General features: G+C 67.5%; 11 protein-coding genes. 10 read left to right on the forward strand and 1 reads right to left on the reverse strand.

Features of this window, described 5'->3' with window-relative positions; genetic code table 11:
• Positions 1-69 precede the first annotated feature (69 nt).
• The 4 genes from JMT67_RS08445 (at position 70) to JMT67_RS08460 (ending at position 4828) form a co-directional block, all read left to right on the forward strand.
• Positions 70-294, forward strand: coding sequence for an alkylphosphonate utilization protein (locus JMT67_RS08445; RefSeq protein WP_152948964.1), 225 nt, complete (start codon positions 70-72; stop codon positions 292-294).
• A 43-nt stretch (positions 295-337) separates the two neighbouring features.
• On the forward strand, positions 338-1468 hold the full coding sequence (locus JMT67_RS08450; RefSeq protein WP_183218338.1) for a CobW family GTP-binding protein: 1131 nt from the start codon (positions 338-340) through the stop codon (positions 1466-1468).
• Between the two features lie 67 nt (positions 1469-1535).
• Positions 1536-2426: a hypothetical protein gene (locus tag JMT67_RS08455; RefSeq protein ID WP_183218336.1), complete on the forward strand. Its 891-nt coding sequence runs from the start codon at positions 1536-1538 to the stop codon at positions 2424-2426.
• Positions 2423-4828, forward strand: coding sequence for a hypothetical protein (locus JMT67_RS08460; protein WP_201463221.1), 2406 nt, complete (start codon positions 2423-2425; stop codon positions 4826-4828). The genes JMT67_RS08455 and JMT67_RS08460 overlap by 4 nt, the downstream gene beginning before the upstream one ends.
• Positions 4829-4908: 80 nt before the next feature.
• Here the strand turns inward: JMT67_RS08460 and JMT67_RS08465 are convergent, their stop codons facing one another.
• Positions 4909-6174, reverse strand: coding sequence for a type III PLP-dependent enzyme (locus JMT67_RS08465; protein WP_201463222.1), 1266 nt, complete (start codon positions 6172-6174; stop codon positions 4909-4911).
• A 242-nt stretch (positions 6175-6416) separates the two neighbouring features.
• Between JMT67_RS08465 and JMT67_RS08470 the strand changes: the two genes are divergently transcribed.
• The 6 genes from JMT67_RS08470 (at position 6417) to galU (ending at position 12633) form a co-directional block, all read left to right on the forward strand.
• Positions 6417-7649, forward strand: a complete 1233-nt coding sequence (locus JMT67_RS08470) for a DUF2254 domain-containing protein (protein ID WP_201463223.1) — start codon at positions 6417-6419, stop codon at positions 7647-7649.
• A 143-nt stretch (positions 7650-7792) separates the two neighbouring features.
• Entirely contained in the window at positions 7793-8599 is an 807-nt protein-coding gene (gene phnC, locus JMT67_RS08475; protein WP_054764038.1) for a phosphonate ABC transporter ATP-binding protein, read from the forward strand.
• Positions 8596-9612, forward strand: coding sequence for a phosphate/phosphite/phosphonate ABC transporter substrate-binding protein (phnD, locus tag JMT67_RS08480; protein ID WP_201463224.1), 1017 nt, complete (start codon positions 8596-8598; stop codon positions 9610-9612). The genes phnC and phnD overlap by 4 nt, the downstream gene beginning before the upstream one ends.
• Complete coding sequence (gene phnE, locus JMT67_RS08485) at positions 9609-10514, forward strand: phosphonate ABC transporter, permease protein PhnE (RefSeq protein WP_370513365.1); 906 nt, start codon at positions 9609-9611, stop codon at positions 10512-10514. Before phnD ends, phnE begins: the two co-directional genes overlap by 4 nt.
• An 87-nt stretch (positions 10515-10601) precedes the next feature.
• Positions 10602-11672 carry a substrate-binding domain-containing protein gene (locus JMT67_RS08490; protein WP_201463225.1) on the forward strand — a complete coding sequence of 357 codons (1071 nt, stop codon included), beginning with the start codon at positions 10602-10604 and terminating at the stop codon, positions 11670-11672.
• 82 nt (positions 11673-11754) lie between these two features.
• Positions 11755-12633, forward strand: coding sequence for a UTP--glucose-1-phosphate uridylyltransferase GalU (galU, locus tag JMT67_RS08495; RefSeq protein WP_152948972.1), 879 nt, complete (start codon positions 11755-11757; stop codon positions 12631-12633).
• Positions 12634-12662: the final 29 nt, after the last annotated feature.

The raw sequence follows: 12662 nt of genomic DNA on the forward strand, positions 1-12662 counted from the left end.
AGGAGGCATTGTGCAATAGCCATATCTTTAGCGTGGATATTTGGCGATCCCCTCGCTAGAAGCTTCGCCATGACCGAAGACGTGACCAAGGACTCCAACGGCAACATCCTGGCCGACGGCGACAACGTGACCCTGATCAAGGATCTGAAGGTCAAGGGTTCGGGCGGGGTGACGCTGAAGCGAGGGACCCTGGTCAAGAACATCCGCCTGACCGGCGACCCCGACGAGATCGAGGCCAATGTCGAGAAGGTGCGCGGCCTGGTCCTGCGCACCGAGTTCGTCAAGAAGGCTTAAGGCCCCTCTTCCCAAACGGAACCTCAGCCGCCATCTAGCGGCCATGACCGACACCCTCGACGCCCCCGTCTCGACCGCCGCCCCCCAGGGTTCGGGCGGCAAGATCCCCGTCACCGTCCTGACCGGCTATCTGGGCGCGGGCAAGACCACCCTCTTGAACCGCATCCTGACCGAGGATCACGGCAAGCGTTACGCCGTCATCGTCAATGAATTCGGCGAGATCGGCATCGACAATGATCTGGTGGTCGGCGCTGACGAGGACGTGTTCGAGATGAACAACGGCTGCGTCTGCTGCACGGTGCGCGGCGACCTGATCCGGGTGGTTGCGGGCCTGATGAAGCGGCAGCGTCCCGGCAAGCCGGCCTTCGACGCCATCATCGTCGAGACCACGGGCCTGGCCGACCCCGGCCCGGTGGCCCAGACCTTCTTCGTCGACGAGGACGTCAAGGCCAAGACCCAGCTGGACAGCGTCACCACCCTGGTCGACGCCAAGCACGTGATGGCGCGGCTGGACGACTCCAAGGAGGCGCGCGAACAGGTGGCCTTCGCCGACCGGATCATCCTGAACAAGGTCGATCTGGCGACCCCGGAAGAGATGGAGGCGGTCGAGGCCCGTCTGCGGGCGCTGAACCCCCTGGCGCCCATCGTCCGGGCCGAACGGTCGAACGTGCCGCTGGATCAGGTGCTGGGCCTGGGCGCCTTCGACCTGGACCGGATCCTGGAGGTCAAGCCGGACTTCGTGAACCCGCCGCACGGCGCCGAGGGCCATGTGCATGACGAACACTGCGGCCATGACCACCATCATCATGACCATGACCATGACCATGATCATCATGATCATGACCACAGCCACGGGGCGCGCGGTCACGCCCACCAGGACGACATCAAGGGGATTTCCCTGTCGCTGGACCGGCCGCTGGACGGCGCGAAGTTCACCGCCTGGCTGGACCGTCTGCTGGGCGAACAGGGTCAGAACATCCTGCGCGCCAAGGGCATCATCGACCTGAAGGGCGAAGACCGCCGCCTGGTCTTCCAGGCCGTCCATATGATCCTGGAGGGCGACCTGCAGCGCGAATGGGGCGAGAACGAACGCCGCTGGAGCCGCGCCGTCTTCATCGGCCGCGATCTGGACGAGGCGGAGCTGAAGGCCGGGTTCGAGGCCTGCGCGGCCTGAACCGTCCGGCGGGCTTGCGTCGCCCGCGCGCCCCATGCCAACTGGCCGTTGTTTGGGGGCGGGACCGTTGGAACAGCACAGTCAGCCGGATCTGACGATCGACCTGGGTTCGGGCGTGCGCGCCCTCGCCTCGGCCGATCCGGATTCGTCGATCCTGACCCGCTTCTTCGAAGGCTATGACCGGGCCTTCGTCCTGCCGGACGAGCGCGAGGATTTGGCGGGTTTTCGCAAATGCCTGGCCCTGAACCGGACGCATCGCCGGGCGTTCGGCCGCACCCACTGCGAACTGGTTGCGGTGCTGGAGGACGAAGGCGGCGCGCGTCTGGGCGGGATCAACTTCCTGGCCACCGCCGTCAACCGGGCCTCGGCGCCGGACATCGCGGTCGCATTGAACTATGTCTATGTCGAGGAGGCGGCGCGGGGGCGCGGCCTGCTCCGCCTGGCGCTTTCGGCGGTGCGCCGACTGGCGACCCAGGCCCTGGACGCCGGTCCGAACGCCCAGACCGCCGTCTTCATCGAACAGAACGACCCCTTGCGCCTGACGCCCGAGGAGGCCGCCGCCGACACCCTGCGTTCGGGCCTGGATCAGGTCGATCGACTGGCGATCTGGGCGCGGATGGGAGCCGAGGTGGTGGACTTTCCCTATGTCCAGCCGGCCCTGTCGGCGGATCAGGACGATGAGGACGGGCTGATCTACGCCGCCGTCGACTATCCGGGCGAGGCGGTGGATGCGGGTCTGCTGCACGACCATCTGGAGAGCTTCTTCAGGATTTCGGTGCTGAAGGGCGAGGCCGGACCGCCGGGCGGAGCGGCCGAGCGCCAGATCGCCGACCTGGCCGCGCGCCGGGAGCCGGCGGCCCTGTTGCCGATGACCCCGGCCCTGGCGCGGCTGCGGTCCGGCCGGGGGACGGGGTTCGACAGTTTCCGGGACTTGGCGAGGGAGGCCGCAGGTCGATGACGGTGCGAGGCGAGCGGCCGGAGACGGACGACTATGAACAGGCGCGCTCGGGCGCCCTGTATTGGACCCTGTCGCTCTATATCGGGCCGGATCGGGTGGCCGAGGCCCTGAATCTGGCGCCCGGAGAGCGGATCGAGCCGCCCGTCTTTCGCCGGACCCAGAGGAACCATCTGCCGTCCCTCGCCCTGGGCCACGCCATCGACCCCCTGATGAACGACATCGCCGATCGCGAAATCCGGGGCGAGTTGCAGGAGTTCCTGCTGTCCACGGCGGACGATGCGGGAATCAAGAACCTGGACGAGGCTGCGCTGGCCATCCGAAGCCATGAAGACCTGATCTTCAGCCTGCCCAAGTCCGTCTCCTGGACCACCGAGGGGGTGCGGTTTCACGCCCATCCGCCCGGAATGGACGATGACCGGCTGGTGCGGCTGCGCCGGTTCTGGCTGTCCCACAACGACGGCTCGCTGAGCTACCACCTCAGCTTCAGCCACTATTATGGCGGCGGCTATGTGGATGCGGAGGGTCGCCGGCGCTCGGGCTACGACCCCTCGACCTATTATTTCCTGTCCCTGCTGCAGAAGCTGGCCGCGCCCAAGGAATATGTGCTGGACCCGCAGCGCCTGAAGCCTGCCGAGGCCGATCCCCACCCCTTCCTGGACGTCTTCAGCGAGACCAAGCTGGACATCGGTCCTTTGGACGACATCAGGGTAAGGCGAGCGACCGGCCCTGAGGGCCAGGCCCCGACCCAGGCTGAGCCCCAGCGGTTCTGGCCGTTCGTCAGGACGGTGTTCGAGCGCGACGCCGTCCGCCTGTTCCCCCGTCTGGCGGCGGAACTCGATCCCTCCAAGCCGCCCAGGCCCGGTTTCGAAACCCGTCTGCTGGAACTGGCGCCCGTCATGGAGACGCCGGGGCTGAAGGCGCCCAAGTCGCGCTTCATGTTCATGCTGCACGACGAACGCTTCTTCGACCGGCTGATGCCGGTGGACGAGGCGACGAAGATCCCGGCGCCGCGCAAGCGGATGGTGCAGCCGCTCTGTTACGACCCGTATCAGGACCGCATCCGCGCCCTGACCAAGCCCGTGAACGGCCGACCGCCCAAGGCGGTGCATCTGGGCGCCCCGCCCGCAGGGACCAAGGCCGGCGAAAGGGCTGATCCTGAGTTCTGGAACTGGGTCGAGCGCCGGGCGGACTATGAGGCCGCCTTGGAAGACGGGGTCTTCGTGCGTCGCAATCCGACGCCGGACCCGGCGCGCGGCGACGAAGGCCGGTGGCTGCCGATCTCGGACAGGGCGACGCCGCAGGCGCGGATGGCGGATTTCGTCGAGGCGATGCGGACCGGCCAGGCCGTCCAGATCAAGGCTTTTCGCAAGCCGAACGAAGCCGAGGCGCGCCCCCGGCTGGAGACGCCGATCGAGCATCACCTTCCCGCTTTCGAAATCGCGCGGGCGGACTGTCTGGACTATCTGTTCCTGGCGGGATTCAACCAGAACATCATAGACTTCATGAACCAGGACACCTCGGAGATCCTGGACAGCATCGACCCCATCTATCCCGACAGTTCCGAACAGAGCGACGAGCGGTTCTTCGTCCGCTACGCCAACCACCGGGCCATGATCACCTATGTGCCCAAGAGCCGCAGCCTGGAGATCGGCAACGACTATATCGGCGCCTGCCCCTACGCCTTCCTGATCCACGCCCTGGCCCTGCACAACGAGTTCCTGGCGCGGGAGCATGAGCAGAAGACCATGGCCCGGATCGATCGGATCGAGGCCCTGGTGGACGAGCGCGCGCCCGCCGACGATCCCCGCATCCGCGCCATGGCGGATCGAGAGCCGCTGGACGGCGAGGACCGGCTGAGCCAGGCCGAGTTCGCCATCAACCAGGCCAAGCTGGCCGAGTTCGCCCAGTACGAAAGGTTCAGACACGCCAATCCCTTCCGCTACGACACCGAGCGGGACGTGTTCAAAAAGCTGGAGGAGCTGCGGGGCGTCAGCCGCAAGAACAAGGCCCTGTCCCTGGCGATCCAGAGCCTGGAGGACCACGCCAGCGACCTGGCCCGCCGCCAGCAGAAGCGGGCGGATGCAGCCCAGGCGGCGGCCGAGCGCAAGCAGAAGGATGCGGAAGAGGCGGCGGCCAAACGCGGCCGTCATCTGAACTTCCTGCTCAGCATGACCGGCGTGTTCGGCGCGGGGCAGATGTTCTACTGGATCGGCGAGAAGGCGGCCGGCGGAGAAGGCAAGGACTCGGAGCCGGCGCGTCAGTTGTTCGGGCTTCTGCCCTCGGCCCCCTGGGCGGGAAACTTGATCCTGTCTTTAACAGAAGGGCTGATGACCGTCGCGCTCATCCTGTTCTTCGTTCACCTGGGACGATGGGGCTACGCCGTTTTCGCCAAAAAGGGCTGATCCCGGCAGCCTGAAACCCCCAGGCCTTGCGGAGCCGCCGATCCATCGACCGGTTCAGCGCCGCAAGGCTGTTGGAAGGCTCAGCGCCGGGCCTTCTTGCGCTGGCCCGCCTTGCCCTTGGGTCGCGACAGGCGCACGACCTTGCGCGCGTTCTCTTCCGCCGTGGTGCGCACGGTGGGGATGGAACGCGGGGCCAGGCCGTAGAGGGAGGCCATGGGGGCGTCCTCGACCGCGGCGATCTCATGCTCGCCATAGCCGTTGAAGCCGGTCGTCATGGCCACCCCATAGGCGCCCAGCATGCCGATCTCGATGAAGTCGCCTTCGCGGATGTCGGCCGGCAGCCAGAAGGGGCCGGGCATATGGTCGATCGAATCGCAGGTCGGGCCGTAGAATTGGAAGGCCTTCAGCTCGCCCGAGGCTTCGCCGTCCCGGACCAGCTTGGTCGGGAAGGGCCAGCGCGAGTGGGTGGCGTCGAACAGGGAGCCGTAGGAGCCGTCGTTCAGATACAGGGCGTCGCCCTTGCGCAGATCGACGCGGGCCAGGATCGACGAGGATTCGGCGACCAGGGCCCGGCCGGGCTCGCACCACAGTTCGGTGGTTTCCGACACCGGCATTTCGTTGAAGCCGCGATGGATGGCGTCGGCGTATTCGCTCATGTCCGGCGGGACCATGCCCGGATAGACCGAGGGGAAGCCGCCGCCGACATCGACGATGTCCACGATCACGCCCGCGCGGCTGATCGACCGGCCGACCTGGGCCATGGCGGCCTGGTAGGCGGTCGGGCGCATGCATTGCGAACCGACGTGGAAGCTGACGCCCATCAGCCCGTCCTTGACCGCCTGGCGCGTGGCCAGCAGCAGGGCCGGAGCCTGATCGACCGGCACGCCGAACTTGCCCGACAGGGTGTAGGCCGCCCCGTCGGCCGAGACGGCCATGCGCACGATCAGATTCAGGTCGTCGGCGCCGCCGGTGGCGTCGAGGATCTTGTTCAGCTCGTCCACGCAGTCGAGCGAGAAGGTCCGCACGCCGTGGTCGAAATAGGCCTTGGTGATGGCCGACCGGCTCTTGACCGGATGCATGAAGGCCAGGCGCGCGTCGGCGCTGACCGAACGGACCAGTTCGATCTCGGCGAGAGAGGCGACGTCGAAGCTGCGAACGCCGGATTCAACCAGGGTCTGGATGACCCAGGCGGACGGGTTCGCCTTCACCGCATAGAAGACGTCGGCTTTCAGATTATCCTGGAACCAGCGCGCCGCTACGGAAACCGAGCGCGGCCGCACGAGGGCGACGGGACGCTCAGGGGACCGCTCACGGACCAGGTCCAGGGGAAGTTGGTACGTGCGCAATTCACGTAACCCCCTGCTAATTGTTAAACCCAGACCGGCGTTAGCGGCGCAGCATCAGACCTACGGGGTCCGCCGGAAGGCGCGATATGGGGGCATTGGACTGTCATGTAAAGGGGTTTTTTCGTGACAGGGCCTGGGTTCGAGCCCGAATTGACTGTCACAATTCTCTTTGACGGCGGTCAGCTTGACGGCGGTCAGGCAACCGCAGCGGTTCTGCGCCGTTGCCTCGGCTGGAGGGCGCAATGAATCGGTGGCTGTTCCTGTGGCGCAAATGGACGCGCCAACTGTGGGTCAAGGCGACCGCCTACGCCGGGGTGGGGGTGGCCGCCGCCCTGCTGGCCGCCGCCCTGGCCCCCTGGGTGCCCGACGACATGGCCGAACGACTGGGCGGCGAGTCGGTCGAATCCATCCTGACCATCTTGGCCTCCAGCCTGCTGGGCGTGGCGACCTTCTCCGTCGGCGCCATGGTGACGGCCTATACGTCGGTCTCCACAGCCGCCAGCCCCCGGGTCGCCGCCCTGGTGACCTCCGACGACGAGACCCAGAAGGCTCTGGCCACCTTCGTCGGCGCCTTCCTCTACGCCATCGTCTCGGTGACGGCGATCAACGCCCATTATTACGGCCAGAACGGGCGGGCCATTCTGTTCCTGGTCAGCCTGGCCATGGTCGGACTGGTGGCCTTTCGGCTGCTGGCCTGGATCAACCGTCTGTCCAGCCTGGCGCGGGTCGGCCATACGATCGACCTGGTGGAGGCGCGCGCGCTGAAGGCCCTGGAAACGCGGCGCGACGCCCCCTTCTTCGGCGGCCGGGCGGGCCGGCTGACCACGGGCGCCGAGATCGTCGCCCCCTGCACCGGCTACGTCCAGAACGTCGATCCCTCTCGGCTTCAGGCCATGGCCGAGGCGCGCGACTGTCAGGTGGAGATCGTCGCCCCTCCCGGCGCCTTCGTGCGACGCGGCGCGGTGCTGGCGCGCATCAGCCTGGCGGCCTGCGACGAAGAGGCCCAGGCCGATTTCCGTTCGGCCTTCGCCCTGGGGGATTCGCGCTCCTTCGACCAGGATCCGCGGTTCGGACTGATCGTCCTGGGCGAGATCGCCGCCAAGGCCCTGTCGCCCGGCGTCAACGACCCCGGCACGGCCATTCAGGTGATCGGGACGGGGGTGCGGCTGCTGGACGTCTGGGTCCAGCCGCCCGAAGACGACGGGCCCAGGCCGCCGCGCTGCGACCGACTGCTGGGGCCGGCGGTCACGGCCGAAGACCTGCTGGAAGACCTGTTCGGTCCGATCGCCCGTTATGGGGCGGGCGATCTGGCCGTGGCCGTGCGGCTGCAGAAAGGGCTGGCCGCGCTGGCGGCCACGCCGCGACTGGCCGGGCCGGTCGCCGTCCTGGCCCAGGCGGCCGTGGAGCGATCGCGCGCCGCCCTGCCGATCGAGGCGGACATCCGACGGCTGGAGGCGGTCGCCCTGGCGCGCTGACAGGGCCGCTGCGACACCAGGTTGCAAGGCGGCGCGGACGACGGGGTCTGGACGAGATTGCGCCGGACGTGCGATTAAGACTTGCCCAAACGCCCCGGTCGCGTCATGCGGCGCCCGTTCGCCACAGCCTTCCCAGCGAGTTCATGAGTTCATCCGCAGCCGCCGCCCCAGGCCTGGTCCTGGCGCGTGACGTGTCGAAGACCTTCGGATCGCGAAAGGCGCTGGACGGCGTCTCGATCTCCGTCGCCTCGGGCGAGATGGTGGCCCTGATCGGTCCGTCGGGATCGGGCAAGTCCACGCTTCTGCGCTCCATCACCGGCCTTCAGTCCATCGACCCCGGCAAGGGGACGATCAGCGTCTTCGGCGAGACGGTGCAGAAGGACGGCCGCGTCACCGGCGCCGTGCGCCAGGCGCGCGCGCGGCTGGGCATGATCTTCCAGCAATTCAACCTGGTCGGCCGGCTGACCCTGTTCTCCAACGTCATGCTGGGGGCGCTGGGCCGCCTGCCGACCTGGCAGGGCCTCTTGGGCCTGTGGCCCCAGGCCGACAAGGACCGGGCCATGGCCGCCCTGCACCGGGTCGGGGTCAGCGACTACGCCGGCCAGCGCGCCAACACCCTGTCGGGCGGTCAGCAGCAGCGCGGCGCCATCGCCCGCGCCATCGTCCAGGGCGCCAAGGCCATCCTGGCCGACGAGCCGGTCGCCTCGCTGGACCCGGTGTCGGCCCGCAAGGTGATGGAGCTGCTGGTCGAGCTGAATCGGCGCGACGGCATGGGGGTGATCGTCACCCTGCACCAGGTCGACTACGCCATCCGCTACTGCGACCGCGTCATCGCGTTGCAGGGCGGCAAGATCGTCTATGACGGTCCCGCCACGGGCCTGGACCACCAGCGCCTCATCGACATCTACGGTCCCGAATTCGAGGACGCGTTCTGGGAGACCAAGGCATGAGCCTGTCCCGCACATCTCTTTCCCGTCGTCTGTTCGCAGCGGCCGGCGCCGCCGTCCTGCTGCTGGGCGTCGCCTCGTGCGGCGGCGGTGAGGAGAAGAAGACGTCCGGCGCCATGCCGTCGGAACTGACCTTCTCCATCCTGTCGGCCGAAGGCCAGGCCTCGTCCGGCCCGCTGTGGCAGCCCCTGCTGGACGACATGTCCAAGGCGATCGGCGTTCCGGTGAAGCCCTTCTTCGCCGGCAACTACAACGTCCTGATCGAGGCCATGCGCTTCAACCAGACCCAGGTGGCCTGGTTCTCGGCCAAGCCGGCGCTCGAAGCCGTGGACCGCGCCCAGGGCGAGGTCATCGCCCGGATCGTCGATCCGGAAGGCCGCGACAGCTACACCTCGACCCTGATCGTGCGGAAGGGTTCGGGCATTACGCTGGACAAGGTTCTGGCCTGCGGCAAGCAATATGACTTCGGCATCGGCGACGCCCAGTCGACCTCGGGCACCCTGGCGCCCCTGACCTTCCTGTTCAATCCGCGCGGCATCGTGCCGAACCAGTGTTTCAAGACCGTGCGTTCGGCCAGCCACCAGGCCAACGCCTTCGCCGTAGCGACGGGCGTGGTCGACGTCGCCACCTCCAACTCGGTCAACACCGTCTTCATGCGCCGCGAGAACCCGCAGCTGGCGTCGCAGATCGAGGACATCTGGGTCTCTCCGCCGATCCCGGAATCGGGCATCGTCATCCGCGAAGACCTGGACCCGGTGCTGAAGGAGAAGCTGCGCAGCTTCTTCCTGACCTACGGCCAGGGCCAGGGGCCTGAAGCCGACCGTCAACGTCAGGTGCTGGCGGGGCTGAACTATTCGATGTTCCGCGCCGCCGACGATTCCTATCTGGACCCGGTGCGGGAAATGGTCGCCGACCAGAAGCTGGCCGAGGCCAAGGCCAAGAACGACCAGGCCGCCGTGGCCGCCGCCGAACGCGAACTGGCCGCCCTGCGCGCCAAGCGCGAGGTCCAGCCTTGACCGACGCCGCCGCCGAGATTGCCGCCGCCGACAAGGCCGCCCGCGGCGGCCTGGCCCCGGACGCCGTTCCCGCTGCGCCGAAGAAGCCCCTGTCCTCAACCCTGTTCGACCTGATGCTGTGGGGCGGTCTGGCGATCATCCTGATCGCCAGCTTCGGCAAGGTGGACATGCAGAACATCGGCCGGCTCTTCTCGGGCTCGTCGAACATCTCGACCTATGGGGCGGATCTGCTGCGGCCCGACTGGGGCGCCATTTTTCCGCCCGGGGACTTCTGGACCGCCTTCACCCATGTCTTCACCCAGCCGACCGCCAGCCTGGCGGGTCAGATGTGGCTGACGGTGCAGATCGCCCTGTGGGGCACCTTCCTGGCCGTCTTCCTGGCCCTGCCGCTCAGCCTGATGGCGTCGCGCAACATCGCGCCCGGCTGGATGGTCTTCATCGTGCGCCGGGTCATGGACCTGCTGCGCTCGATCCCCGACCTGGTGATCGCCACCCTGTTCATCGTCGCCGTCGGCCTGGGGCCGCTGGCGGGGGTGCTGGCGCTTGCGCTGAACACCGGCGGCGTCCTGGCCAAGCTGTTTTCCGAAGCGGTCGAGTCGATCGACAAGGGGCCCGTCGAGGGGGTGCGCGCCACCGGCGCCGGCAAGCTGCATGAGATCGTCTGGGGCGTCTTCCCCCAGGTGGCACCCCTGTGGACCTCCTTCGCCCTGTACCGGTTCGAATCCAACAGCCGGGCGGCCACGGTGCTGGGCCTGATCGGCGCGGGCGGCATCGGCCAGACCCTGTTCGAAAGCATCCAGGCCTTCGACTACAGCCGCGTCGCCGCCATCGCCATCGTCATCGTGGTCGCCGTGACCCTGATCGACACCCTGTCCCAGGTGATGCGCAAGCGCCTGCTGTAAGGCCCCGACCTCACGCTCATTGCCGGAAAAACCTTCACAATCCTCTGGTCTAACCGTCGCCAAACCGATGCTCAGGGAGAGCGCACGATGATCCGCACACTGAAACTGACGACGGCGGCCGCCGCCCTTCTGGCCCTGGCGGCCTGCGGCGACGGCGGAACCGGCGGCGGCGCCTCCAGCGCCCGCTCCGGCATCTGGGCGGCCGGCTCCTCGACCGTCTTCCCCTTCGCCACCCGCGTGGCTGAGAACTTCGCCCGCACCTCCGGCGGCGCCGCGCCCCGCGTTGAATCCCTGGGCACCGGCGGCGGCATTCAGGCCTTCTGCCAGGGCGTCGGCCCGACGACGCCCGACATCGCCAACGCCTCGCGCCCGATGAAGGCGTCCGAGTTCGACCTGTGCCAGAAGAACGGCGTGACCGACATCGTCGAACTGAAGATCGGCTTCGACGGCATTGTCATCGCCACCGCCCGCAACGGAAACAGCTTCAACTTCGAACTGAACGACCTGTATGAAGGCCTGGCCAAGGAAGTGCCGGGCGCCGACGGTCAGTTCGTCGCCAACCCGGCCAAGACCTGGAACGAGGTCAACAAGGGCCTGCCGAACCAGCGCATCCAGGTCTATGGCCCGCCGCCCACCTCGGGCACGCGCGACGCCTTCCTGGAGCTGGGCATGACCCCCGGCGCCAAGCTGGTTCCTGCGACCGCCGCCGTGGAAAAGGCCGACAAGAACCGGTTCGAAGCCCTGGCCCACACCCTGCGTGAAGACGGCTCCTGGATCGATTCGGGCGAGAACGACAACGCCATCGTCCAGACCCTGAGCCGCACGCCCGGATCGCTGGGCGTGTTCGGCTATTCCTTCCTGGAACAGAACCTGGACACGGTGAAGCCCGAGACCATCGACGGCGTCACGCCCAATGCCGAAACCATCGCCAGCGGGGAATATCCGCTGTCGCGCAGCCTCTACATCTATGTGAAGAAGGCCCACATCGGCGTCATCCCCGGCCTGCAGCAATTCGTACAGGAGTTCCTGTCGGAAGGCGCCGCGGGCAAGGGCGGCTATCTGGCCGACCGCGGCCTGATCCCGCTGCCGGAAGACCAGCTGCAGGCCCAGCGCGCTGCGGCTACGGCCCTGACCCCGATGCAGCGTCCCGCCGGCTGAGGCGGAACCGACCGCCGTCCCGCCCCTTCTTTCGCCGGCCCGCACCGGCTAAGAGGGGCGGGATAGCTGTCAGGATTCATTGATGACCACCACGCCCGCGCGTCTGCGCAAGGCCGTTCTGCCCGTCGCGGGCCTCGGCACCCGGGTTCTGCCCGGCACCAAGACGACCCCCAAGGAACTGCTGAACGTCGTCGATCGGCCGATCCTCTCCTACATCGTCGAAGAGGCCCGAGAGGCGGGGATCGAGCACATCGTCTTCGTCACCGGCCGCTCCAAGGGGGCGATCGAGGACTATTTCGATCACCAGATCGAGCTTGAGGCTCAACTGCAGGCCAAGGGCAAAACCGACATCCTGGAAATGATGAACGCCGAACTGGCCTCGGCCGGCGAGATGAGCTTCACCCGCCAGATGCAGCCCAAGGGGCTGGGCCATGCGGTCTGGTGCGCCCGCGACATCATCGGACATGAGCCTTTCGCCGTCCTTCTGCCCGACGTGATCGTGGATGGACAACCCGGCGCCTTGAAGCAGTTGCTGGAGGCCTACGAGGAGGTCGGCGGCAATCTGATCGGCGTCGAAGCCGTGCCCGAGAGCGAGACCCACAAATACGGCATCGTCGATCCGGCCGGCCGTGACGGCCGCCGAATCACCATGAAGGGCATGGTCGAGAAGCCGGCCCAAGGGACGGCGCCGTCGAACCTGTCGATCTCGGGCCGCTACATCCTGCAGCCGGAAATCTTCGACCTGCTGGCCACCCAGGAACGCGGCGCCGGCAATGAGATCCAGCTGACCGACGCCATGGCCCGACTGATGGCGACCCAGGTCTTCACCGCCGTCGAATACGAAGGCGTGACCCACGACTGCGGCGACAAGATCGGCCTGTTGCGCGCAAACGTCGCCCTGGCCCTGAAGCGCCCAGACCTGGGCGAGGCTGCGCGGGCGGCGGTTTCGGCCCTGCTGTGACGCAAGGGAAGGCGGCAGGGGTTCCGGTT

Source organism: Brevundimonas aurantiaca (assembly GCF_904830995.1).
GTDB classification, from domain to species: domain Bacteria; phylum Pseudomonadota; class Alphaproteobacteria; order Caulobacterales; family Caulobacteraceae; genus Brevundimonas; species Brevundimonas aurantiaca.

Excerpts from the sequence above, each read along its gene's own strand:
- JMT67_RS08445 (WP_152948964.1), top strand. The coding sequence starts at position 70 with ATGACCGAAGACGTGACCAAGGACTCCAACGGCAACATCCTGGCCGAC.
- JMT67_RS08450 (WP_183218338.1), top strand. The coding sequence starts at position 338 with ATGACCGACACCCTCGACGCCCCCGTCTCGACCGCCGCCCCCCAGGGT.
- JMT67_RS08460 (WP_201463221.1), top strand. The coding sequence starts at position 2,423 with ATGACGGTGCGAGGCGAGCGGCCGGAGACGGACGACTATGAACAGGCG.
- JMT67_RS08470 (WP_201463223.1), top strand. The coding sequence starts at position 6,417 with ATGAATCGGTGGCTGTTCCTGTGGCGCAAATGGACGCGCCAACTGTGG.
- phnC (WP_054764038.1), top strand. The coding sequence starts at position 7,793 with ATGAGTTCATCCGCAGCCGCCGCCCCAGGCCTGGTCCTGGCGCGTGAC.
- phnD (WP_201463224.1), top strand. The coding sequence starts at position 8,596 with ATGAGCCTGTCCCGCACATCTCTTTCCCGTCGTCTGTTCGCAGCGGCC.
- JMT67_RS08490 (WP_201463225.1), top strand. The coding sequence starts at position 10,602 with ATGATCCGCACACTGAAACTGACGACGGCGGCCGCCGCCCTTCTGGCC.
- galU (WP_152948972.1), top strand. The coding sequence starts at position 11,755 with ATGACCACCACGCCCGCGCGTCTGCGCAAGGCCGTTCTGCCCGTCGCG.